Raw genomic sequence first — 22,399 nt, 5'->3', positions numbered from 1 at the left:
TCCGAAACCAATCAACAGGTTTCGGATTTTTACACATCAGGAGGATCGGTCAATGGATCCTTAACTGATCGGCATTAGGGCTGATGCCCGCTCCCTCGTTGACTGACTTAGGCCTCCAGTGCCTGATCCAGATCCGCCAGTATGTCCTCGATCGCTTCGATCCCCACCGATAGCCGGATCATCTCCGGTTTCACTCCAGCCTTGGCCTGCTCGGCCTCGCTCAGCTGGCGATGGGTGGTGGAGGCGGGGTGGCAGGCCAGCGACTTGGCATCGCCGATATTGACCAGCCGCTTGAAGATCTTCAGCGCATCGTAGAAGCGCACGCCCGCCTCGTAACCTTCTTTCAGGCCGAACGAGAGAATGGCTGAGGGGCGACCGGCCATATACTTCTCTGCCAGCAGATAGTGGGGGTGACCCGGCAGACCGGCGTAGCTGACCCAGGCTACCTTGGGGTGATGCTTGAGGTGGTTGGCGACCCGCAGGGCGTTATCCACATGGCGCTCCATGCGCAGGCTCAGGGTCTCCAGCCCTTGCAGCAGCAGGAAGGCGTTCATCGGCGCCAGCGCCGCGCCGGTATTGCGCAGCGGCACGGTGCGCACCCGACCGATAAAGGCGGCCGGGCCAAAGGCCTCGGTATAGACCACCCCGTGGTAGGAGGGCTCGGGTTTGGTCAGCTGGGGGAAGCGCTCGGCGTGATCCGCCCAGGGGAACTTGCCCGAGTCGACCACTACGCCACCCAGCGAGTTGCCGTGACCGCCCACGTACTTGGTCAGGCTGTGCACGACTATGTCGGCGCCGTGCTCGATGGGTTTGCACAAGACCGGCGTGGCGACCGTGTTGTCGACGATGAGCGGCACGCCACGGGCGTGAGCCGCCTTGGCCAGCGCAGCCAGATCGACGATGTTGCCTGCCGGGTTGCCGATGCTCTCGCAGTAGACCGCTTTGGTCTTGTCGTCGATCAGGGCGGCGATGGCCTCGGCGCTGTCGTCCTTGGCGAAGCGCACCTCGACCCCGAAACTCGGCAACATGTGGGCGAACAGGGTGTAGGTGCCGCCATAGAGTTGGGGCGTGGAGACGATATTGTCACCGGCGGCGGTCAGCGCCTGAATGGCGTAGGTGATGGCGGCGGAACCTGCGGAGACCACCAGCGCGGCGATGCCCCCTTCCAGCGCGGCCATTCGCTGCTCCAGCACATCGTTGGTGGGGTTCATGATGCGGGTGTAGATGTTGCCCGGCACCGCCAGATTGAACAGATCCGCCCCATGCTGGGCGCTCTCGAACTCGTAGGCCACCGTCTGGTAGATGGGCACGGCAACGGCCTTGGTGGTGGGGTCGCTGGAAAAGCCGTGGTGCAGGGCCAGGGTCGCATCTTTCATCACACACTCCTTGTTGGATGTTGCTTATGGCATTTATAGATGGATAGACGTCCAATCTATCAGGCCCGTGGCCGATGTAAACAGCAAGATCCGGCAAAGCAATGTCGCCCGCAGGGGATGTGCGTCCCGATGGCGGGCAGGCCTGCCGTACTCAGAGGCGACGGCGATACTCCTTGTCATCGATCTGGTTCATATCCCACTGCATCAGGCGGTTGAGCTGCTGCATGGGATCCTCGATAAGTGGCAGCGGGCGCGGCAGGATCCGCTTGAAGTAACGGCGCAAAGTCTGCTGGATCCGGTTCGGTTTGAGGGGGTTGGCGTGGCTCATGATGGTGCTCCTGTGCGGTGGTTCTCACGTTCGCCAGCAGTATTGAGCTAAAATGCGGAAGTAAAAACTGATGACTTACAGCAACAGGATTTCCTCTTTTATGCCGACCGGTCGCCTCTACCAGCAATTTCAACGACTCGCCCAGCTGCTTGGCAGCGATGAGCGGGAGATCAGCCTTGCCGAGGTGGCGGATCTGCTCTGCTGCACCCCGCGCAATGCACGTCTGCTGCTGCGGCGGATGCAGGATCAGGGTTGGCTCAACTGGACGGCGGAAGCGGGCAGGGGACGGCGCTCCCGGCTCACTCTGCTCGACAGTCAGGAGAGTTTGACCCGGCGCCGCTTGCGGGATCTGCTCAGTCAGGGCCAGCTGGCACAGGCGGTGCGGCTGGCCGAAGATCGTCTCGATCTGCTCACCCCGCTGCTGATCGAACAGCTCGGTCAGGCTACTCGCGAGGGGCGCCAGATCCTGCGGGTGCCCTACTACCGACCGCTGCCGCAGTTGCTGCCCACCGGCCCGATGCGCCGCTCCGAAATTCACCTGAGCCGCCAAATCTTCAACGGTCTGACCCGGCGAAATGAGGAAAATGGGGAAATCGAAGGGGATCTGGCCCACCACTGGGAGTGTCTGGGCCCCTGCCACTGGCGCTTTTACCTGCGTCCGGCGGTGCGCTTTCACCACGGCCGCGAGCTGGTGGTGGAGGATGTGATGGAGAGTCTGCTGGCCCTGCGGGATCGCCCGCTGTTCGCCCATCTGGATCGGCTGGAGAGCCCCTGGCCGCGCACGCTGGATCTCTATCTCGACAGCCCGGATCCCTGGCTGCCCCACCTGCTGGCAGAGCCGGTGGCCACCATCTTGCCGCGGGAGCTCAAGGGGGAGGCGGGCTTTGCCCTGCAACCGGTGGGCACCGGCCCCTACCGGGTGGCAGCCAACGATCCGCTGCATCTCTGCCTTGCGGCATTCGACGACTACTTCGGCCTGCGCGCCCTGCTCGACGAGATCGACATCTGGATGCTGCCAGAGCTGGCGGAGAGACTGGAGACCCACCTGCAGCTGGGGCGCGACAGCCCTGAGCTCGGCACCATGCGCGGCGAATCGGAGCTGGAGTCGGGCTGCTACTTCCTGCTGCAGGACGATCGTTCCGGATCCTTGCAGGATCCCGCCCTGCGGCAGTGGCTCGGCCAACTGCTCAATCCGGTGGCTCTGATGGGGCGGGTCGCCCCCGAGTTGCAACGGGGCTGGACCAGCGCCCTCGGTCTGCTGCCCCACTGGCGCGAAGCGCTGCCCGCGCCCTTGCCCACACCGACGCAGTTGCCGGGAAGACTGGTGCTCGCCTGCTTCAACCAGCATCTGGAATTCAACGAGTGCGCCAACGCCATGAGCAGCCTGCTGGCCGAACAGGGGATCCAGCTGGAGGTGCGCACTCTCGATTACGGTCGCTGGGTAAGCGGCGAGGATGAGGATGTGGATCTCTGGCTCGGCACCCTCAACCTCGAACATGCCGGCACCTTTGCCCCCTACGTCTGGTTGCAGGGCACCCCGCTGCTGCGCAAGGTGTGGGGCAGCCAGCACGAGCTGTGGCAAGGGCTGATGCAGTGGCGGGCCAGCGGTGAGGAGCCGGGGCCACGCGCCCTGCTGGCAACGGTGCAGCAGCAGAGCTGGTTTGTGCCGCTGTTTCACCACTGGCTGGAGCTGGAGAGCCGGGTCGGCGTGCACGGGGTGCGGATGACGGCGCTCGGCTGGTTCGATTTTCGCAGCGCCTGGCTGCGGCCCGAATCGATCCATCAGCCCGCAGAGGCGCCATAGTTCGTCCCATTCCTGCCACGGCTGACGGGCGCTCCGGGGCCGCTTGCGTGAAAGATCCGTAAAGCGGCTGCCGTTGCACAGTTTGTGTCACGCCTCTGTGCCATGCTGTTTCAGGTTATGGACAGCAGAGCAAATGAGGAAAACGATGAGCAACAATTCAGACAGTTCCGCAGGAAAATGCCCGGTCATGCACGGGGGGACCACCTCCGTCGAGACGTCCAGAATGGCGTGGTGGCCGAAGAGCCTCAACCTCGACATTCTTCACCAACACGATACCAAGACCCATCCGCTGGGGGCCGGCTTCAACTATCGGCAAGCCTTGAAGGGGCTCGATATGGCGGCCCTCAAGCAGGATGTGACCGCCCTGATGACCGACAGTCAGGATTGGTGGCCCGCCGACTGGGGTCACTACGGTGGCCTGATGATCCGCATGGCCTGGCACTCGGCCGGGACTTATCGCATCGCCGATGGTCGCGGCGGTGGCGGCAGCGGCAACCAGCGTTTCGCCCCCCTCAACTCCTGGCCGGACAACGCCAACCTCGACAAGGCCCGTCGCCTGCTGTGGCCCATCAAGAAGAAGTACGGCAACAAGATCAGCTGGGCCGATCTGATCATTCTAGCGGGCACCGTGGCTTATGAGTCCATGGGACTCAAGACCTTCGGTTTCGCCTTTGGCCGCGAGGATATCTGGCACCCGGAGAAGGATATCTACTGGGGATCGGAGCAGGAGTGGCTGGCGCCCAGCGGCAAGCCGGGCGGTCGCTACTCCGGCGAGCGGGATCTGGAAAACCCGCTGGCGGCGGTGATGATGGGGCTTATCTACGTTAACCCGGAAGGGGTGGATGGCCAGCCCGATCCGCTGAAAACCGCGCAGGATATGCGGGTCACCTTCGCCCGCATGGCGATGGATGATGAAGAGACGGTGGCGCTGACCGCCGGTGGCCACACCGTCGGCAAGGCCCACGGCAGCGGCGATGCTAAACAGCTCGGCCCCGAGCCGGAAGGGGCCAGCCTCGAGGAGCAGGGGCTCGGCTGGATCAATCACCACAGCCGCGGCATCGGCCGCAACACAGTGACCAGCGGCATCGAAGGGGCCTGGACCACCCACCCGACCCAATGGGACAACGGCTACTTCGAGTTGTTGTTCAAGTACGACTGGTGGTTGCAAAAATCTCCGGCGGGGGCCCATCAGTGGGAGCCAATCAATATCGCCGAGGCGGATATGCCGGTGGATGTGGAGGACCCGTCGATCCGCTGCAAACCCATGATGACGGATGCCGACATGGCGCTCAAATTCGACCCCGCCTATCGCAAGATTGCCGAGCGCTTCCGCGATGATCCGGCGGCCTTCTCCGACGCCTTCGCCCGCGCCTGGTTCAAGCTGACCCACAGAGATATGGGGCCGAAGAGCCGCTATGTTGGCCCCTATGTGCCGACAGAAGATCTGATCTGGCAGGATCCGGTGCCTGCTGGCCGCGCCGATTATGATGTGGCGGCGGTGAAGGCCAGGATTGCCGCCAGCGGCCTCTCCATCAGCGAGCGGGTCACTACCGCCTGGGATAGCGCCCGTACCTTCCGTGGCTCCGACAAGCGGGGCGGTGCCAACGGCGCCCGCATCCGGCTGGCGCCACAGAAGGATTGGCCGGGCAACGAACCGGCGCGGCTGGCGAAGGTGCTGGCGGTCTATGACAAGCTGGCAGCCGAGTGTGGCGTCAGTGTCGCGGATCTCATCGTGCTGGGGGGCAACCTCGCCATCGAGCAGGCTGCGCAGGCCGCCGGGGTGACGGTGAGAGTGCCGTTTGCGCCGGGCCGGGGGGACGCCACTCAGGCCCAGACCGATGTGGCCTCGTTCGAGGTGCTGGAACCGTTGGCCGACGGCTTCCGCAACTGGCTGAAGCAGGACTATGTGGTGATGGCGGAGGAGTTGCTGCTGGATCGCGCCCAGTTGATGGGGCTCACCGCCTGCGAGATGGCGGCGCTGGTCGGCGGGATGCGAGTGCTCGGCACCAACCACGGCGGCACCGCGCACGGAGTCTTTACCGATCGGGTCGGGGTACTCAGCAACGACTTCTTCGTCAACCTGACCGACATGGGTTACCAGTGGCTGCCGAAAGCGAGCAATCTCTACGAGATCCGCGATCGCCGCAGCGGCGCCCTGAAGTGGACGGCCACCCGGGTGGATTTGGTGTTCGGCTCCAACTCGGTGCTGCGTGCCTATGCCGAGGTCTATGCCCAGGATGACAACAAGGATAGGTTTGTCTGTGACTTCATCACCGCCTGGAACAAGGTGATGAATGCGGATCGCTTCGATCTGTTGGGCTAGCCCCCGAGTCGTTTGGTTATCTGCCCCAGCCCCGCACACCCAAGGTGTGCGGGGCTTTTTACTGCCCGCTTTTTTGCATAGCCCCACAACCCGCCGCGCTGCGACACTCGCTGGCCGGTCGCGCAGGGCCGCTGGCATCCCTGTGCTTGGGCCAGCAGTATCATGTAACATGCTGATCCGCTGATGATGCCCGGCTGCCACCCATTGGCCACTGATGTCCCATGACCGGACAAGGACAGAAACAAAGAGACAAGGAGTCACCCATGCTGGAAATGCAGATCCAACCCCGCTTTCAAGAGACGGATGCCCTCGGCCATATCAACAATACGGTACCGGCGGTTTGGTTCGAATCGGCGCGGGATCCCCTGTTCCGGATCTTCTCTCCCGAGCTGGATGTGCATAACTGGCATCTGATCATCGCGGGCTACACAGTGCAGTTCAAACGGGAGCTGTTCTACGGCCAGCCGGTCACCATCAAGACCGGTGTGCGCCGCATCGGCACCAGCTCCTTTACGGTCTGGCAGGAGGCCTGGCAGGGCGGCGAACTGGCCGTCACCGCCGAAACGACCCTGATCCATTTTGACTACCGGGCCCGCCAATCCCTGCCCCTGAGCGATGCTCACCGGGAAGGGCTGCGGGCCTGGCTGACAGAGAGTTAACCACGGGCCGGATGGCCCATCACAGGAGTGCTATGTACAACTCAATGCGCAACACAGCGATCGCGCTGACCCTGGGATTCTGCTCCCTCCCTTCTCTGGCCGCTTCTCTCGCCGAGCAGTTTACCCTGATGGAGAAGGGGGCCGAGAGCGCCCTCGATACCCGTCAATTCAGCCATGACGGCGTCGATATCAAGGCCTGGATCGATGGCGCCCCCGTCATCATCGCCGTGCCCATCATGAACGAGCTGGGCAAGCTGGAAGGGGAGAGCCGCTACTACTTCAAGGGCGGCAGGCTGTTCGGGGTCAAAGAGCCCGCCGCCCAGTTCGCCTTTGATGACAGCGGCAAGCTGACCCAGTGGCTGGACGAGAAGGGTCAGCCCGCCGAGTTCGTCAGCAAGATGAGCATGCAGCAGCGTCAGGAGTGGCTCACCAAGCGGGCCGCCGAGCTGAGCAAGCTGTTTGTGGTGAGCGCGGCCGAACAGAAGGCGGCCAAGGGGGGCGTCAAGCTGAAGGGGGCGGATCTCGCTCACTGGCTTTGCAACGGCAAACTGATGGATCTCGCCCACGGCGACAAGGTGATCTTCGAGCAGGATAAGCTGAAGATTGGCGAGCAGGGGATCGAAGGGGAGGTCTCCCTGCGTCAGGATAAGGGGTGGCAGGAGCTGAGCCTCAAGTGCGAGGTGCAGGGCACCCAAGTGACCCGCCTCACCTGGCAGCCGCTGCCGGGGGCCAACAAGCCGCAATAAGCGCAATAGCAAGGGGGCCCATCACGGGCCCCCTTCTCATTCGGCTTGTGGCTCCCCCAGTTTGAGCCGGGTGATCGCCTCGACCCGGCGCCACTGTCCGGGCTCGAACCAGCGGGCCAGCAGCTCCTGTTGCTGTTCGGTTCGGGCCTCGTTCGGCAGTTGCCTGAGCTCGGCCAGAAAGCCGCTGAGCTGCTCCTCGAACCCTTGCCGGTTCTGCTCCAGCTGGCGCATCCGATCCACCGCTTCCGGCCCCCCCGTCTCCAGCAGCAGAGCCTCCCGTTTGGCCGGGTCCATCTGCGCCAGCTCTTGCAACTCCCCAAGCAGGCGGCTGTTGGCCTCCGCCTCGCGAAACCAGTCCGGTTGCTCCGCCAGCCAGAGATCCAGCTCGCTGGCCAGCTGCGACTTGTCGCTGTCTCTTGCCTCCGCCAGCGCCCTGCGGCGCAGGGTCAGCTGCTCCATCAGCCGATCCTCGGCAAACAGCTGGGCCTGCTCCGCCGGGGTAAAGCTCTGCTGGCGCAGCTGCTCTCGCTCGTCAAACAGGATCTGCAAGCTGGCGAGGGAGATCTCGGTGGGCACCGTCAGGCTGCTCTGGGCGGAGACAAAGGTGCGATAGCGCGCCTGCAGGGCATCGGCGGCCTCCTGCTCGGGATCGTGCGGGTGGCTTTGGGCATGCTGGTTGGCTTGATCGGATGATGAGCCTGCCGTCGGTGCAGCGGGCCAGAGCATCACCCCGCCAAGCAGCAGGGTGATGGCGCAGGGCACGGCGAGCAGGGTGGCTATCTTCATAGGCCCAGCTCCTTGAGGCGGTTGGCGTGCTGGCGATAGAGGGTGACCGGATCGGTCTCGAACAGATGGTGGATGCCGAATGACTGGTTCACTTCGTCCAGATGGTTCATCCGGTAGCCGGTGCCGATCACCTTGCCGAGGTGGCTGCTGCAGACCCCGACCAGCCCGTCATTGGGCTCCTTGAAGAAGGCGCCAGTCAGCGCCAGCGCAGGATCCACCGGATCCAGCAGATTGGTCAGGTTGCCGCGCCCGCTCCAGGAGAAGTAGTAGACGCCGTTGCTGGCCTGCAGCGGCCCCTCGCCGCAATACTGGCTTGGCAGCCCTTCCGGATAGCGCTGGTTGAACTGGTTGGCACCCTTGCTGGTGAGGGCGTCGAGGGCGGCGACCGGATCTTGCGGCAGCGGGCTCCCGCCCGAGAGCAGTGAAATCATGCCGGAGAGGGCGTGGGCAGCGGCGGCAGCCAGTTTCTCGGCGGCGCTGCCTGGGGCGGCGTTGGCCCGCACCAGATCGGCAATCTCGGAGCCATAGTTGACTCCGCCGACGCTGGTGGCGGAGGCGACCAGTTCGGGGGCGACCGAGGCGACATAGCGGATGGTGGGGCCGCCGTGAGAGTGGCCGATCAGGTTGACCTTCTCGGCGCCGGTGGCCGCCAGCAGCAGCTCGACCTGGGCGAGCAGTTGTTCCCCCCGTTGTTCCGAACTGGCGGTGGCCGACACCTGCGCCACGTAGACGTTGGCACCATCCCGGCTCAGGGCCTGGGGAATGCCGTAGAAGTAATCGACCCCGAGCAGCTTGTCGAAGCCGAACAGGCCGTGTACCAGCACTATGGGGTAGCGGGTCTGGGTGTATCCGCTGGCGTGTGCCAGCATGGGCAGGGTGCAGAGCAGCACCAGAAGCCATCTCTTCATCATCAGCATCCTTGTTGATTCGTGAGGAACAGATTGTGTGGCGTACTCCATGTTCGCCGGTGCCAGTATGGTGGCTGCTGACGGGAGAGGTTGTGAGGGGGATCGCAACTCGGGATTCAAAAGAGATTGTTGTTGGCCTGACCTCGCCTGGGCACGGGCGGGGAGGCTGAGCTCCCCGCCCTGCGGCTTATTGCCACTCCACCAGGTGGTACTGCTTCTTGCCCCGGCGCAGCAACAGGTAGCGGCCAAACAGCCGATCATTGGCACTCAGCTGATCATCCTGCTTGATCACACCATTGAGGCTGATGGCCCCCGCCGCCAGCAGCTCGCGGGCGATGCGTTTGGAGTTCGCCAGACCGCAGCTGACCAGCAGGCTGACCAGATCCGTCTCGCCGCTGACGGTGCTGCTCGGCATGCCATCCTGCGCCAGCTGGGCCAGATCGCTCTCGCCGAGGCGGGCCACGTCGCCGCTAAACAGCAACTCGCTGATGCGCTGCACCGCCGCCAGCGCCGCCTTGCCGTGCACCAGCTCGGTCAGCTCGTTTGCCAACACCTGCTGGGCCTGCTTGCGCCCCTGTCGCTTGGCATCTTCCGCCTCCAGTGCAGCAATCTCGCTCAGCGACATAAAGCTGTAGTAGCGCAGGAAGCGGTAGACATCCTCATCCGCGGTGCCGAGCCAGAACTGGTAGAAGGCGTAAGGGGAGGTGAGCGCCGGATCGAGCCAGACCGCGCCACCCTCGGTCTTGCCGAACTTGGTGCCGTCCGCCTTGGTGATAAGGGGCAGGGTCATGCCGTGCACCTGTGCCTGATGGAGGCGGCGGGTGAGATCCATGCCGCTGGTGATATTGCCCCACTGGTCGTTACCGCCAATCTGCAGGGTGCAGCCGAGCCGCTGGTGCAGCACCGCAAAGTCGTAGGATTGCAGCAGGGCGTAAGAGAACTCGGTGAACGAGATGCCCTGATCCGGGCGGGCCAGCCGCTGGCGCACCGATTCTCGCGCCAGCATGGCGTTGACCGAGAAGTGTTTGCCGATATCCCGCAGAAAATCGAGGGCGGACATCTGCCCCATCCAGTCGCCATTGTTGACCAGTTGTGGGGCCGAGAGGCCGTCATCTGCGGGCAGCAGCGCCCTGATTTGGGCCGACAGGCTGGCGACCCAACCCTGCACCGTATCGGCACTGTTGAGGCTGCGCTCGGTCGCCTTGAAGCTGGGATCGCCGATAAGGCCGGTTGCCCCGCCCACCAGTGCCACCGGGGTGTGGCCCGCCAGCTGGAAGCGGCGCAGCATCAAGAGCGGCACCAGATGACCGATATGCAGGCTGCCGGCGGTGGGATCAAACCCGCAGTAGACGGTACGCGGGGTGGCAAGGTGGGAGGCCAGGGCCGCCGGGTCGGAATTCTGGGCCACAAGGCCGCGCTCGGTCAGCTCATCGAGCAGGTGGGGGTTGATCATGGGGTCTCCAACAGCAGGGGGAAAAGCCGTCATCCTCGCTGTTCTGGCTGGTGGCGGATATGTCCCCTGAGGGACAGTTTTGCCACTCTCGTGCTAGCATTCCGCCATAGCGGAGAATCGCTCCCCGCCACCGGAAACGTGCCACCATGACCCAGCCATTCGCCACTGATACCCTGACCCGCAGCATGACCGAGGTGGTCGATGCCCTGCACAGCCGCGCTTTTCCGGCGGCGCTGGTGCGGCTGATCCAGCAGCAGGTGGCGTTTGATTGCGCCCTGTTGCTCGGGGTGGGGCAGCGGCCCGTCTACCTCTACGACAACCTCAACCATCAGCGGGCTCTGCTGTTTGATCGCTACCTCACCAGCCACTTCAGTCAGGATCCCTTTATGCAGGCGCTGGAACAGGGCTTGCCTGCCGGCGTCTGGACGCTGGCGCAGGTCTCTCAAGGGCGGCTCGATCCCGAATATCGCCATCACTTCTATCAGGCCACCGGCTGGCAGGAGGAGGTGGGGCTGATCCTGCCGGTGCGGGACGGACTTACGCTGATGCTGTTTCTTGGCCGCCTCGACAAGCGCAGTACCCTCAGCCACGACGAGCTGGCACGGCTGGAGCAGCTGTTCCCGCTGGTACATTCGCTCTGTCGCCAACAGTGGCAGCAGAGTCCGCCGTTGCTGGCCCAGAGTACGGCGCAGCCGGACAGCGCCAGCCTCAGGAGTGCGGTGGAGCAGGCGATGGCGAGTGTGGGGGGAGACAGGCTCACTCGACGCGAGCGGCAGGTGGCGGGGTTACTGCTGCAGGGGCTGGATACCGAGGCGATTGCCGCTGCGCTCGGAATTGGCAGCGGCACGGTGAAGAATCACCGCAAGCATCTCTACGGCAAGCTGCGGCTCGGCTCGCGGGCCGAGCTGTTCCATCTCTTTCTGAACCACCTCATTACGGCGCCGCTGGAGGCATCCCCCGTCTCATCGACGGGAGATACAACGAGCCCGCCATAGGGCGGGCCGGGGTTACTCGAGGCGCGGGATGGGGGGATTGGTCTCGGGCAGCATGTTGAGCGGTTGGTAGCGCGCCATCAGCCGCTTGTATTCATCCCCCTGCCTGACCTTGTCCAGCGCCTGTTGCAGACGTGCTATTTGCTGTTTGTCTGCCGCCAGATTGAAGGCGAAGCAGTTGTCCTGCTCTTCAAGAATTGCGACGGTGACAAAATCCTCGCTGGGAAAACCCAGCGCCTTGGCCTGATGGCGCAACATCACCTCGTTGCCCGCCACCAGATCGGTACGCGCCATGATGAGCTGGCGTACCACCTGCTCCATCCGTTCCACCGCCATCATATTGCCCGGACTAATCCCGCGGTTGAGCAGCAACTGCTCCCCCACATCTGCCTGCATCACGCCGATCAGCAGCTTGGCGAGATCCGCTTTGCTAGCCACTTTGGGGGCATCCTGCTTGCGGCCGACCAACGAGACCCTGGAGTGGCTGATGGGGCAGACCCAGAGGAAGTGGGGATCCCGCTCCCTGGTGTGCGCCGTGGTAAACAGCACCGCCTCCGGCTGCTGGGTCAGCAAATACCAGCCGCGGGCCCAGGGCAGGAAGTGGATCGGTTGCTCCGGCACCCCCATTTCGCGCCACATCAGGCGCAGCAGCTCGACTGCAAGGCCAATGGGTTGACCCTTGTTATCCTGGCCATTGAGCGGCATGTTCTGCTCCGAATAGTAGATAAGTGCCGGAGCCGGGAGCGCGATAAACAGCGCGAGAGAAGCGAGAGCAGAGAGCAGGCGGCGCATGGTGCACTCCTTGTGCGGGTAGTTACCTAACAGTCTATGTGGCCTTTGCCATAAGTTCATGATCCGGCTGCGCGATAAAACAACAGGCCACCTTGCGGTGGCCTGTCAGTCTATTTGAGCAGGGCTTCCATCTCTGCTTCTGCCTTGGCGCGCGCCTTGGCCTCCGCCGCTCTGGCGGCATCGGCGACGCTCTCTCCGGCCGTATGAGAGGCTGCACTGACGGCCTGCTGGGTGGGGGCTGCCACAGCCTTGGTCGCTTCTTGTGTCACGGTCGCGGTGGCGCTGCTGACTGCCTGTTTGGCAGGCGTGGCCACGGCCTTGGTTGCCTCTTGCGTCACGGTGGCGGCAGCACTGCTGACCGCCTGTTTGGCTGGTGCGGCCACGGCCTTGGTGGCTTCTTGCGTTGCGGTGGCGGCGGCACTGCTGACGGCCTGTTTGGCCGGAGTGGCAACAGCCTTGGTCGCTTCTTGCGTCACGGTCGCAGCGGCACTGCTGACAGCTTGTTTGGCTGGTGCGACCACGGCCTTGGTGGCCTCTTGAGTCACTGTGGCTGCATTGCTGCTTACCGCCTGTTTGGCTGGTGCGGTGACTGCGGAGGTTGTACTGCGGGTCAGGTCGGTCGCGCCTTGGCTCACCGCTTGGGTGGCCTGTCTGGCTGCCTGTCCTGTGGCGTTGGCGGCTGCGCCGCTGATGGTCTGGCTGGCACTGTCGGTCAGCGAGCCGGTGACGCCGCGGGTCACGGTGCCCAGAGCGCTGCCCAGGGATAAGGGGGACACGCCACTCTGACTGGTTGCCGTGCCGGTCAGGGCATTGGCCGCCGGGGTGAGCTGGCTGGTGGGGGTCTGCCAGCCCTGCATGGCGGTTGGCCAGGTCGGTGCCGTGCCCGCCAGATTTTCGCCGAAGGTCAGGGTGGTGCCATCCCCTTTTTGCAGCAATACCGACATCTGGTTGGTTTGCGAGTTCCACACCATCCCCGCCTGCTTGGCGATATCCGGCACCGGCGCATACTCGGAGACCACATAGAAAAGCGGCCCCTCCTGTTGTAACTTGTCGGCAGTCTTGAGCAACTGCATGGTGCTGTCGTAGTTGGGGCCAAGGATGGCGGTCATCCGATCCTTGATCAGGGGTTGTTCGAACAGATTGACCTCGTTCGGGTCAAAGCCGACCAGTGGCTTGAGCAGGGCCCACATCAGCTGGCTGGTGGGGCTCATCATCAGCAATGGGGCAACGCAGGCGGACAACATCAGGCTCAGGCAGGCCGCCTGAAGCAACGGCATGATACGCATTGGGATAATATCCAAATAACGATTTGATAAATAAGGTTATATTTTGTCAGGACGTGACAAATTCACCGGAAGTTTGCGGGTGGCAGCGAGAGCCTGCCCGCAGGCGCTGGCAGGCTACCATATTGGTTCCACAATGCCAGCAGGCAGTATGATTGTCAGTCAAGTAAACCCCGGCGCTGGTCGATTCTTCGAGAGTGCCCCGCATCGAAACAGGATCCCTCTCATGAAAAATGTACTGCTCTGCCTGCTGGCCTCCCTCTGGCTCGCTCCCGCCCTGGCCGCGTCCAAAACCACAGTAGTGGGCGAGTCTGCCAGTCCCGAGCTGGTGCTGCCACTGGGCCCGTTGCCCGAGCGGGTCTGCTGGTTTGCCGATCAGAAGTATTCCGAAGGGGCCCGCATTCTGCAGGGTGATATCTGGCTGGAGTGCGGCCCGCTCAACGATCTCGAGAGCAATGGCCCGCTGGCATGGCGCTCTCCTGCGGTGGTGTTGCCTGCCACCCGGGGGGCGAAAGATCAGAAGACTATTTCCGTGGGTCAGTGAGGCTTTTCTTGATCCAGCTAAAGACATGGACGTGATCCCTGTCGCATAATGCAGCTCCTTTCTTCTCTTGGCTGGAACCTAAGAAATGGCTCGTCGCTCTTCCAATGCACAACGTCGTCGCAGTAGCTGGTGGTACAAACGCTTGTTGGCAAGGGAGCGGGAAGAGCGTGAAGCACGTTCCGTAAGGGATTGATATTGCATTGAAAAACGGAGCCTCTGGCTCCGTTTTGTATTTATCACCAGCTCGGCGGTACTCTTCCAATGCACAGCCTGGTTGCTGTAACGGGTGGTTCAAACCCTTGTTGGCAAGGGAGCGGGAAGAGCGCGAAGCACGTTCCGTCCGGGATTGATACAGCATTGAAAAGAGCCTCGGGCTCCGTTTTCTATTTATCACCGTCAGCATCATGACAACGGGGGCCATCAGGCCCCCGTTTTGCGTTTGCAGATGTTGCCTGCTTGCGACTTAGCGCTGCAGGGCGGCCAGTGCCAGTTCGACCCGCTTGGCGTACTCGGGGTCGGCCTGCTCGAAGTGCTTGAGCTGGGCCTGGACGATGGCGTCATCCTCCACATTGATAAGGGAGCGGGCCAGGTTGGCGGCGAGCCGTGAACGCTGCCCCTCGTCCATGATGCGGAACAGGTTGCCCGGCTGGCTGTAGTAGTCGTTGTCGTAGTCACGAAAATCGTAGTGCAGGGCGGCCCCTTCCAGACTCAGCGCCGGTTCGTGCTGCTCGCTCGGTTGTTGGGTACCGAAACGGTTCGGCTGATAGTTGGGGCTGGCGCCGCCATTGCTGTCCGCCCGCATGGCACCGTCACGATGGGCGCCGTGATGGAACGGGCAGCGCGGGGCGTTGACCGGCAGCAGGCCGTGGTTGACGCCGAGGCGATAGCGCTGGGTGTCACCGTAGGAGAACAGGCGGCCCTGCAGCATGCGATCCGGCGAGAAGCCGATACCGGGCACCACGTTGGCCGGGGTAAAGGCGGCCTGCTCCACATAGGCGAAGTAGTTGTCCGGGTTCTGGTTAAGCTCCAGCACGCCCACCGGGATCAGCGGGTAGTCGCTGTGCGGCCACACCTTGGTGAGGTCGAACGGGTGGATGTTGTAAGTCTGGGCGTTGGCCTCCGGCATCACCTGCACATAGACCTTCCAGCGCGGGAAGTCGCCCTGCTCGATGGCATTGAACAGATCCGCCTGGCTGGTCTCCCGATCCTGACCGACGACATTGGCAGCCTCCTCATCGGTGTAGAAGCTGTGGCCCTGCTCGGTCTTGAAGTGGAACTTGACCCAGAAGCGCTCGTTGGCATCGTTGATAAAGCTGAAGGTGTGGCTGCCGTAGCCGTTCATCTCCCGCAGGCTCTTGGGGATGCCGCGATCGCTGAACAGTATGGTGACTTGATGCAGGGATTCCGGATGGCGTGACCAGAAGTCCCAGGCGGCGGTGGCGCTGCGCAGGTTGGTGCGCGGATCCCGCTTCTGGGTGTGGATGAAGTCGGGGAATTTCAGTGGATCGCGGATGAAAAAGACCGGGGTGTTGTTGCCCACCAGATCCCAGTTGCCCTGCTCGGTATAGAACTTGAGGGCGAAGCCGCGCACGTCGCGCTCGGCGTCGGCAGCCCCCTTCTCACCAGCCACGGTGGAAAAGCGCAGGAACACCGGGGTCTGCTTGCCGATGGCGCTGAACAGATCGGCTTTGCTGAACTGACTGATGTCGTGGGTCACGGTAAAGGTGCCGTAGGCGCCCGAGCCCTTAGCGTGAACCACCCGCTCGGGAATGCGCTCGCGGTCGAAGTGGGCGAGTTTCTCCATCAACCAGATATCTTGCATCAGGATGGGGCCGCGCGGGCCGGCGGTGAGGCTGTTGTTGTTGTCGACGACGGGGGCGCCGTTGGCGCTGTGCAGGGTCTTGTCAGTCATGACTTCTCTCCTTGTTGATATGGGGTCAGCCTACGGATCTGCGCCGTGCTCGGCCAATGGGCCTTTCCTCGCCCTTTGATAGGCAAGACAAATGGGTGCGTGGAGGGGATGTGTAACCGCGCCGGATATTGCATGATGGAGACTTCGAGAAGGAGCCTCATATGCAGATTACTATCCGTCATGCCGAACCCGCTGATGCCCCCGCCTTGCGGGATCTCTATGCCATGCCCAATGCCCAAGCGGGCACTTTGCACTTGCCTATGTCTCCTCTTAGCCAGTGGCAGAAGCGGTTGGAGAGCGACAGCGTGGTGGCACTGGTCGCCGACGTTGACGGCCTGCTGGTAGGCCAGCTCTCGCTGCTGGTTGAGTCCAATCCGAGACGCAAACATGTGGCCTGTATCGGCATGGGAGTGCGGGATGACTGGGCAGGCAAGGGGGTGGGCTCTGCCCTGATGGCAGCGGCGCTGGATCTGGCCGATAACTGGCTCAACCTGCACCGGATTGAACTGACCGTCTATACCGACAATGAGGCCGCACAGGCGCTCTATCGCAAGTTCGGTTTCACTCAGGAGGGGCTGGCCCGCGACTATGCCTTCCGGCAGGGACGCTATGTGGATGTGTTCCATATGGCCAGAGTTGCGGGGGGCGCCAGTCGCTAACGGCATGGTCGATTATCAGGCCAGATTGCGCCCGGTGATCCGGGCGCTGGAGCAGAATCCCGAGCTCTGCCTCAGCGAAGCCGCCAAGCTAGCCTCGCTCTCCAGCTATCACTTTCATCGGGTCTTTACCGCCGTCACTGGCGAAACCCCGGCCGAGATGCAGCGTCGCCTGCGGCTGGAGCGGGCTGCCCGCTCCCTCTGCTACAGCCGGGAACCGGTGACCGAGATTGCCTTCTCGGCCGGTTTTGCCAGCTCGCAGGCCTTTGCCAAGGCGTTTCGCAAGCAGTTTGCCATGACGCCGGGGACGCTGCGCCGCCAACCCTCACTGCTGCAACTGAGCAAGAATGGACACGCCGTTGCCCGTGAGGCTGGTTATGCTGAAAGCCGTTCTGATGAAAGGAGGCAACCGATGAAAACCGAACAGATGGCCCCGCGCACCCTGGCCTATATCCGGGTGACCGGCCCTTACGGCACTGGCTATGAACCGGTATGTGACCAGCTCTACCAGTGGTCGGCCGAGCAGGGGCTGGCCGAGGGGGAGTGGATCTTTATCTACCACGACAACCCCGAAATCACCGCGCCCCAGCAGTGCCGCACCGATATCTGCGTCACCGTTCCTGCTGGGACCAAAGGCAGCGGCAATGTGGAGATCCAGCAGTTGGCGGGTGGTCGTTATGGCCAGTCACGTTTCACCGTGACCGACCCGGCCCAATATCCCGCGCTCTGGCAGCAGCATATCGGGGAGGTGGTGGCGGCCGGTTTCGAATTTGATGATCGACCCTGTTTCGAGCTCTATCACAGCTTTGATCCGGTGACCAAGGTCGCGGATGTGAGCTTCTGCTCCAGCCTCAAGGGGTAGGGCACAACAAGACGGAAGAGGCGGCGCAGAACGTCGCGCAGAAACGAGAGAGCCGGACAGTGTCCGGCTCTTTTGCATCTGGCGGTTGGGGGCGTTTAGCGCTGGAACCCCTTCTGGGCGAACTTGGGACGGGCGTTCATGATCTGCTCCACCTGCTCGTCGCTCATCTTGCCGCGCGACAGCCCCAGCACCTTGTAGGTGAGCAGCGGCCGGGCGGGCAGGGCGATCATCAGGGCGCGGATCTGGTTCTCGTCATCCTTCTCCCGGGTCGGCTTGCCGTAGGCGTAGGTGAGGACGCCGGCATCCATCAGGTTTTTGACGGCGGGCTCGGTGATCGGCAAGTTTATGACGCTTTTACGCTGCAGCACGAACTCGCGCAGCACCGCCTTCTCGTTGAAGTCGAGGAAGCCGATCATCTGGGCCAGCTGGTCCTGCTGACGGCGCGCCTGCCACTCTTCGCACGCCCACTCCCAGGCGATCAGGAAGCCCTGACTGCAGAAGTAGGAGATGGCGATCAGCATGCCGACCCCCAGCCAGGCCGCATGATCCGCAGCCCACTGGCTGACGGCCCCTTTCATCAGCCCGGCCGGAAACAGCAGAATGATGCTGCAGCAGAGCAACAACCAGACCATCAGCCAATTGAGGCGGTTCAGTTGATAGAAATGTTGGATCCACCGTTTCATTGTTCATCCTTCCCAAACTGTTGTGGATAGTGAACTACCTACAGCAATCGGTGTGCCAACAGCGCAATAGCGGTGGGGAGGAGGGGCTGGCGAGGTTACATTCCCTTACAACTTATTGAATGAGTTGTCATTAATTTGCCTTGTGAGGCGGCGGTCGAGTTGCTAAAACGTCCCCTCAGTCATTGGGGAGTAGCAACCCGCCCGCATTCCGGGCCGGGCCCATGTCAACACTCTTGGATCCTCGTATCCATGGCATGGGCGGCGATAGGCACTATCGCTCTGCAAGACCTTTGGCCTCGATATGCACGCCAGCCGGGCGAGCCATATCGGGTCCATCGGTTATTCTGCTCGCCTGGCGGTATCTATTATGTTGATTACCCTGCTGTTATTTCTCGTCTCTGCGGTCACCATCTACCTTGCCTGCGAATACTTCGTCAACGGCATCGAGTGGACCGGCCACCACTTCAAACTCTCGCAAAGCGCCACCGGTTCCCTGCTGGCAGCAGTGGGTACGGCGCTGCCCGAGTGCATCGTGACCCTGACCGCCCTGCTGATGGGCAACACGACTGCCCAGCAGGAGATTGGCATCGGTGCCGCCCTCGGCGGGCCGCTGGTACTGGCCACCATCGGCTATGCAGCGGTCGGTCTCACCCTGCTGCTTTGCATGGGGCGTACCGAACGGGCCATCGATGGCGAGGTGCAGCGGGAAATCGGCCGGGATCAGTGCTGGTTTATCGGCATCTTTCTGGTGGCGACCGCGCTGGGGCTGGTGGTCTTTACCGGCAAGAGCTGGCTGGCCCCGCTGTTCGTGCTGGTCTATCTCGTCTATGTGCGGCGCGAGCTGAAACAGACTGACAGCCACGAGGTCGAGCTGCCGGAGCCCCTCAAGCTGGCCCCCGATGCGGGGATCCCGCCTCTTGGCAAGGTGCTGCTGCAGACGCTGGGGGCGCTGGTGGTGGTGGCGCTGGCGGCCCAGCTGTTCGTCCATCAGCTGGAGAGCATGGGCGAGCTGTTCGGCCTCTCGCCGGTGCTTGCAGCCCTGCTGCTGAGCCCGGTCGCGACCGAGATGCCGGAGCTGATGAACGTGCTGATCTGGGTGCGACAGGGCAAGAACCGGCTGGCGCTGGCCAATATCTCCGGGGCCATGATGATCCAGGGCACCATCCCCAAGGCGTTCTGCCTGCTCTTTACCCCCTGGCTGCTGGATGGCGCCATGATGGCCTCCTCGCTGGTGACGCTGCTGGCAGTGGGCTTGCTGTGGTGGGGGTTCCGAAAGGGGGCCATGACTGCGGGGCGGTTGGCGCTGGTCGCGCTGCTCTATCTCGGCTTCTGCGGCTGGCTGTTGGTGAACTGAAACGGGAAGCGCGGATATGAAAAAGCCCCCTTGGGTCAGGGGGCTTTGCTGTAGCGGTTAGACGCGGCGCTTACAGCGCGGCGATCTCGGCCTGCTGGGCTTCCAGCTTGGTCAGTTGGAGACGGTAATCTTCCAGCTTCTCGCGCTCTTTGGCGATCACCGCTTCCGGCGCCTTGGCAACGAAGGCTTCGTTGCCGAGTTTGCCTTCGATGCGGCCGCACTCACCCACCAGACGGGCAACCTCTTTGGCCAGACGGGCCAGCTCGGCGTCCTTGTCGATGAGACCGGCCATCGGGATCATCAGCTCGGTAGCGCCGATCAGCTTCTTCACTGACAGGGGAGCCACTTCACCGTCTGCCAGTACGCGGATGGATTCCAGACGGGCCAGCGACTTGAGGAAGGCCTCGTTGTCACCGGCGCGCTGGCTATCCTTGGCATCGCACTTGAGCAGCACGTTCAGGGCCACGCTCGGGGCCACGTTCATCTCGGCGCGGATGTTGCGGATGCCGACGATAAACTCCTTCACCCACTCCTGATCCGCCATCGCGGCTTCGTCCACCTTGGCGGCGTCGAACTCCGGGAAGGCCTGAATCATGATGGTGTCGGCGTGTACGCCAGCCAGCGGGGCGACCGATTTCCAGATGGTCTCGGTGATGAACGGGATGATCGGGTGTGCCAGGCGCAGCAGGGTCTCGAGGACGCTGACGAGGGTGTGGCGGGCAGCGCGCTGCTCAGCCTCGGAACCCTTGCCCAGTACCGGCTTGGTCAGCTCCAGATACCAGTCACAGAACTGGTTCCAGATAAATTCGTACAGCACGCCCGCGGCGATATCGAAGCGATAGGTATCGAGCGCGGTGCGGAAGTCACGAATGGCCACTTGCAGCTGGGACTGGATCCAGCGATCCGCCAGACTGAACTGCATCTCGCCGCCGTTGAAGCCACAATCCTGATCTTCGGTGTTCATCAGCACATAGCGGGAAGCGTTCCACAGCTTGTTGCAGAAGTTGTTGTAGCCGTCCAGGCGCTTCATGTCCCAGTTGATGTCACGACCGGTAGAGGCCAGCGCTGCCAGCGTGAAGCGCAGGGCGTCGGTACCGTGTGCCTCGATCCCTTCCGGGAACTGCTTGGCGGTACGCTTGCCGATCTTCTCGGCCATCTGCGGCTGCATCATGTTGCCGGTGCGCTTCTCCAGCAGATCTTCCAGCGAGATGCCGTCGATCATGTCGAGGGGATCCAGCACGTTGCCCTTGGACTTGGACATCTTCTGGCCTTCTTCGTCACGGATCAGGCCAGTGATGTAGACGGTCTTGAACGGGACTTGCGGCTGGCCGTTTTCGTCCTTGATGAAATGCATGGTCATCATGATCATCCGGGCAATCCAGAAGAAGATGATGTCGAAGCCGCTCATCAGCACGTCGGTCGGGTGGAAGGTCTTGAGAGCCTCGGTGTTGTTCGGCCAGCCCAGGGTGGAGAAGGTCCACAGGGCGGAGCTGAACCAGGTGTCGAGCACGTCTTCGTCCTGACGCAGGGTGGTCACGGACGGGATGCTGTGCTTGGCACGCACTTCCGCCTCGTCACGGCCCACGTAGACATTGCCGGCGTCGTCATACCATGCCGGGATGCGGTGACCCCACCACAGCTGACGGGAGACGCACCAGTCCTGAATGTCGCGCATCCAGGAGAAGTACATGTTTTCGTACTGTTTCGGTACGAACTGGATGCGACCATCTTCCACCGCTTCGATGGCGGTCTTGGCCATCGGGGCGACGCGCACGTACCACTGGTCGGTCAGCATCGGCTCGATGGGCACGCCACCGCGATCGCCGTAAGGCTGTTGCAGCACGTGATCCTTGATCTCGTCCAGCAGACCCAGCTCTTCCAGCTTGGCCAGAATCGCCTTACGGGCAGCGAAGCGCTCCAGACCGGCGAATTCGGCTGGCAGGGCGGCGTCGTAGGCGGTGCAGGGGTTGCCGTTGGTATCGACCACTTCGGCCTCGGCACGCACGTGGGCATCCAGGGTGAAGATGTTGATCATCGGCAGGCTGTGGCGCTTGCCCACTTCGTTATCGTTGAAGTCGTGAGCCGGGGTGATCTTCACGCAACCGGTGCCCTTCTCCATGTCGGCGTGTTCATCGGCGACGATGGGGATCAGACGGTTCACCAGCGGCAGCAGGATGTGCTGGCCGATCAGCGCCTTGTAGCGCGGATCTTCCGGGTTCACAGCCACGGCGGTATCGCCCAGCATGGTCTCCGGACGGGTGGTGGCGACGATGAGGTAATCCTTGCCTTCGGCGGTCTTGGCGCCGTTGGCCAGCGGGTAGCGCAGGTGCCACATGTGGCCCTTGATCTCGCGGTTTTCCACTTCCAGATCGGAGATGGCGGTGTTGAGTTTCGGATCCCAGTTCACCAGACGCTTGCCGCGGTACATCAGGCCATCTTCATAAAGACGGACAAACACTTCCTGCACGGCGGCGGAGAGACCCTCATCCATGGTGAAGCGCTCGCGCTCCCAATCCACGGAGTCGCCCAGACGGCGCATCTGGCGGGTGATGGTGCCACCGGACTCTTCCTTCCACTGCCAAATCTTGTCGATGAAGGCATCACGGCCGTAATCGTGGCGAGTCTTGCCCTCTTCTGCGGCGATCTTGCGCTCAACCACCATCTGGGTGGCGATACCGGCGTGGTCGGTACCTGCCTGCCACAGGGTGTTCTTGCCCTGCATGCGGTTGTAGCGGATCAGGGTATCCATCAGGGTTTGCTGGAAGGCGTGACCCATGTGCAGGCTGCCGGTGACGTTCGGCGGCGGGATCATGATGCAGAAGGAGTCTTTGCTGGTGTCGCCGTGGGGCTTGAAGTAACCCTGGGCTTCCCAGTGCTGATAGAGCGCCTGTTCGATGGCGTTGTGATTAAAAGTCTTTTCCATGGTCTCGCCGTAATC

At 62.7% G+C, this 22,399-nt stretch carries 19 protein-coding genes and 1 riboswitch; of the genes, 9 read left to right on the top strand and 10 right to left on the bottom strand.

Annotated features, from left to right (window positions below; all coding sequences use genetic code 11):
• Positions 1–107: 107 nt before the first annotated feature.
• Together OKC27_RS04995 and OKC27_RS04990 are read right to left on the bottom strand one after the other, a co-directional pair.
• Entirely contained in the window at positions 108–1,376 is a 1,269-nt protein-coding gene (locus tag OKC27_RS04995) for an O-acetylhomoserine aminocarboxypropyltransferase/cysteine synthase family protein (RefSeq protein WP_182938434.1), read from the bottom strand.
• A 151-nt stretch (positions 1,377–1,527) separates the two neighbouring features.
• Complete coding sequence (locus OKC27_RS04990; protein ID WP_005336463.1) at positions 1,528–1,704, bottom strand: hypothetical protein; 177 nt, start codon at positions 1,702–1,704, stop codon at positions 1,528–1,530.
• Positions 1,705–1,804: 100 nt separating this feature from the next.
• Between OKC27_RS04990 and sgrR the strand changes: the two genes are divergently transcribed.
• The 4 genes from sgrR (at position 1,805) to OKC27_RS04970 (ending at position 7,236) form a co-directional block, all read left to right on the top strand.
• Complete coding sequence (gene sgrR, locus OKC27_RS04985) at positions 1,805–3,508, top strand: HTH-type transcriptional regulator SgrR (protein WP_182938433.1); 1,704 nt, start codon at positions 1,805–1,807, stop codon at positions 3,506–3,508.
• 145 nt (positions 3,509–3,653) lie between these two features.
• Positions 3,654–5,831 carry a catalase/peroxidase HPI gene (gene katG / locus OKC27_RS04980; protein WP_182938432.1) on the top strand — a complete coding sequence of 726 codons (2,178 nt, stop codon included), beginning with the start codon at positions 3,654–3,656 and terminating at the stop codon, positions 5,829–5,831.
• A gap of 263 nt (positions 5,832–6,094) precedes the next feature.
• On the top strand, positions 6,095–6,490 hold the full coding sequence (locus tag OKC27_RS04975; protein WP_040095454.1) for an acyl-CoA thioesterase: 396 nt from the start codon (positions 6,095–6,097) through the stop codon (positions 6,488–6,490).
• Positions 6,491–6,534: 44 nt separating this feature from the next.
• Positions 6,535–7,236 carry a hypothetical protein gene (locus OKC27_RS04970; protein WP_182939805.1) on the top strand — a complete coding sequence of 234 codons (702 nt, stop codon included), beginning with the start codon at positions 6,535–6,537 and terminating at the stop codon, positions 7,234–7,236.
• A 36-nt stretch (positions 7,237–7,272) separates the two neighbouring features.
• Here OKC27_RS04970 and OKC27_RS04965 read toward each other — a convergent pair whose 3' ends face one another.
• From OKC27_RS04965 to tyrS, 3 genes are all read right to left on the bottom strand, one after another.
• Positions 7,273–8,022: a lipase secretion chaperone gene (locus tag OKC27_RS04965; protein ID WP_182938431.1), complete on the bottom strand. Its 750-nt coding sequence runs from the start codon at positions 8,020–8,022 to the stop codon at positions 7,273–7,275.
• The gene (locus tag OKC27_RS04960) at positions 8,019–8,930 is read right to left on the bottom strand and encodes a lipase family alpha/beta hydrolase (RefSeq protein WP_182939804.1); all 912 of its coding nucleotides are present in this window, start codon (positions 8,928–8,930) and stop codon (positions 8,019–8,021) included. Before OKC27_RS04960 ends, OKC27_RS04965 begins: the two co-directional genes overlap by 4 nt.
• A gap of 187 nt (positions 8,931–9,117) precedes the next feature.
• Entirely contained in the window at positions 9,118–10,383 is a 1,266-nt protein-coding gene (gene tyrS, locus OKC27_RS04955; RefSeq protein ID WP_182938430.1) for a tyrosine--tRNA ligase, read from the bottom strand.
• A 146-nt stretch (positions 10,384–10,529) separates the two neighbouring features.
• On the opposite strand from tyrS, the gene OKC27_RS04950 reads away from it, so the two are divergent.
• Positions 10,530–11,378, top strand: a complete 849-nt coding sequence (locus OKC27_RS04950) for a helix-turn-helix transcriptional regulator (protein ID WP_182938429.1) — start codon at positions 10,530–10,532, stop codon at positions 11,376–11,378.
• 12 nt (positions 11,379–11,390) lie between these two features.
• On the opposite strand, the gene OKC27_RS04945 is transcribed toward OKC27_RS04950, so the two are convergent.
• Positions 11,391–12,167, bottom strand: coding sequence for a substrate-binding periplasmic protein (locus OKC27_RS04945; RefSeq protein ID WP_075111859.1), 777 nt, complete (start codon positions 12,165–12,167; stop codon positions 11,391–11,393).
• Positions 12,168–12,277: 110 nt separating this feature from the next.
• Positions 12,278–13,453 carry a hypothetical protein gene (locus tag OKC27_RS04940; protein ID WP_182938428.1) on the bottom strand — a complete coding sequence of 392 codons (1,176 nt, stop codon included), beginning with the start codon at positions 13,451–13,453 and terminating at the stop codon, positions 12,278–12,280.
• Positions 13,454–13,676: 223 nt separating this feature from the next.
• On the opposite strand from OKC27_RS04940, the gene OKC27_RS04935 reads away from it, so the two are divergent.
• Positions 13,677–13,994, top strand: coding sequence for a DUF1496 domain-containing protein (locus OKC27_RS04935; RefSeq protein WP_182938427.1), 318 nt, complete (start codon positions 13,677–13,679; stop codon positions 13,992–13,994).
• A 463-nt stretch (positions 13,995–14,457) separates the two neighbouring features.
• On the opposite strand, the gene OKC27_RS04930 is transcribed toward OKC27_RS04935, so the two are convergent.
• Entirely contained in the window at positions 14,458–15,906 is a 1,449-nt protein-coding gene (locus OKC27_RS04930) for a catalase (protein ID WP_270805977.1), read from the bottom strand.
• Between the two features lie 161 nt (positions 15,907–16,067).
• On the opposite strand from OKC27_RS04930, the gene OKC27_RS04925 reads away from it, so the two are divergent.
• Positions 16,068–16,565, top strand: a complete 498-nt coding sequence (locus tag OKC27_RS04925; RefSeq protein ID WP_182938425.1) for a GNAT family N-acetyltransferase — start codon at positions 16,068–16,070, stop codon at positions 16,563–16,565.
• Positions 16,566–16,569: 4 nt separating this feature from the next.
• Positions 16,570–17,424: an AraC family transcriptional regulator gene (locus OKC27_RS04920; protein ID WP_270805980.1), complete on the top strand. Its 855-nt coding sequence runs from the start codon at positions 16,570–16,572 to the stop codon at positions 17,422–17,424.
• Positions 17,425–17,519: 95 nt separating this feature from the next.
• Here OKC27_RS04920 and OKC27_RS04915 read toward each other — a convergent pair whose 3' ends face one another.
• Positions 17,520–18,107 (bottom strand): superinfection exclusion B family protein, encoded by a 588-nt coding sequence (locus OKC27_RS04915; protein ID WP_005336432.1) that lies wholly within the window; start codon positions 18,105–18,107, stop codon positions 17,520–17,522.
• Positions 18,108–18,279: 172 nt separating this feature from the next.
• A riboswitch (yybP-ykoY riboswitch) is annotated at positions 18,280–18,387 on the top strand.
• An 87-nt stretch (positions 18,388–18,474) separates the two neighbouring features.
• On the opposite strand from OKC27_RS04915, the gene OKC27_RS04910 reads away from it, so the two are divergent.
• The gene (locus OKC27_RS04910; RefSeq protein WP_182938424.1) at positions 18,475–19,461 is read left to right on the top strand and encodes a sodium:calcium antiporter; all 987 of its coding nucleotides are present in this window, start codon (positions 18,475–18,477) and stop codon (positions 19,459–19,461) included.
• A gap of 70 nt (positions 19,462–19,531) precedes the next feature.
• Here the strand turns inward: OKC27_RS04910 and OKC27_RS04905 are convergent, their stop codons facing one another.
• A complete protein-coding gene (locus tag OKC27_RS04905; RefSeq protein ID WP_182938423.1) occupies positions 19,532–22,384 on the bottom strand; it encodes a valine--tRNA ligase in 2,853 nt (950 codons plus the stop codon).
• Positions 22,385–22,399 lie beyond the last annotated feature (15 nt).

The sequence above is a fragment of the Aeromonas sp. QDB62 genome (assembly GCF_027705695.1).
Lineage (GTDB): Bacteria > Pseudomonadota > Gammaproteobacteria > Enterobacterales > Aeromonadaceae > Aeromonas > Aeromonas allosaccharophila.
Note: the sequence above shows the minus strand (reverse complement) of the source record. Positions and strands in the feature narration are given on the sequence as shown.

Bases quoted from the DNA above. Each gene is read 5' to 3' on its own strand.
- sgrR (WP_182938433.1), top strand. From the start codon at position 1,805: ATGCCGACCGGTCGCCTCTACCAGCAATTTCAACGACTCGCCCAGCTG.
- tyrS (WP_182938430.1), bottom strand. From the start codon at position 10,383: ATGATCAACCCCCACCTGCTCGATGAGCTGACCGAGCGCGGCCTTGTG.
- OKC27_RS04970 (WP_182939805.1), top strand. From the start codon at position 6,535: ATGCGCAACACAGCGATCGCGCTGACCCTGGGATTCTGCTCCCTCCCT.
- OKC27_RS04990 (WP_005336463.1), bottom strand. From the start codon at position 1,704: ATGAGCCACGCCAACCCCCTCAAACCGAACCGGATCCAGCAGACTTTG.
- OKC27_RS04910 (WP_182938424.1), top strand. From the start codon at position 18,475: ATGTTGATTACCCTGCTGTTATTTCTCGTCTCTGCGGTCACCATCTAC.
- OKC27_RS04935 (WP_182938427.1), top strand. From the start codon at position 13,677: ATGAAAAATGTACTGCTCTGCCTGCTGGCCTCCCTCTGGCTCGCTCCC.
- OKC27_RS04930 (WP_270805977.1), bottom strand. From the start codon at position 15,906: ATGACTGACAAGACCCTGCACAGCGCCAACGGCGCCCCCGTCGTCGAC.
- OKC27_RS04975 (WP_040095454.1), top strand. From the start codon at position 6,095: ATGCTGGAAATGCAGATCCAACCCCGCTTTCAAGAGACGGATGCCCTC.
- OKC27_RS04950 (WP_182938429.1), top strand. From the start codon at position 10,530: ATGACCCAGCCATTCGCCACTGATACCCTGACCCGCAGCATGACCGAG.
- OKC27_RS04920 (WP_270805980.1), top strand. From the start codon at position 16,570: ATGGTCGATTATCAGGCCAGATTGCGCCCGGTGATCCGGGCGCTGGAG.
- katG (WP_182938432.1), top strand. From the start codon at position 3,654: ATGAGCAACAATTCAGACAGTTCCGCAGGAAAATGCCCGGTCATGCAC.
- OKC27_RS04965 (WP_182938431.1), bottom strand. From the start codon at position 8,022: ATGAAGATAGCCACCCTGCTCGCCGTGCCCTGCGCCATCACCCTGCTG.
- OKC27_RS04960 (WP_182939804.1), bottom strand. From the start codon at position 8,930: ATGAAGAGATGGCTTCTGGTGCTGCTCTGCACCCTGCCCATGCTGGCA.
- OKC27_RS04940 (WP_182938428.1), bottom strand. From the start codon at position 13,453: ATGCGTATCATGCCGTTGCTTCAGGCGGCCTGCCTGAGCCTGATGTTG.
- OKC27_RS04925 (WP_182938425.1), top strand. From the start codon at position 16,068: ATGCAGATTACTATCCGTCATGCCGAACCCGCTGATGCCCCCGCCTTG.
- OKC27_RS04905 (WP_182938423.1), bottom strand. From the start codon at position 22,384: ATGGAAAAGACTTTTAATCACAACGCCATCGAACAGGCGCTCTATCAG.
- OKC27_RS04915 (WP_005336432.1), bottom strand. From the start codon at position 18,107: ATGAAACGGTGGATCCAACATTTCTATCAACTGAACCGCCTCAATTGG.
- OKC27_RS04945 (WP_075111859.1), bottom strand. From the start codon at position 12,167: ATGCGCCGCCTGCTCTCTGCTCTCGCTTCTCTCGCGCTGTTTATCGCG.
- OKC27_RS04995 (WP_182938434.1), bottom strand. From the start codon at position 1,376: ATGAAAGATGCGACCCTGGCCCTGCACCACGGCTTTTCCAGCGACCCC.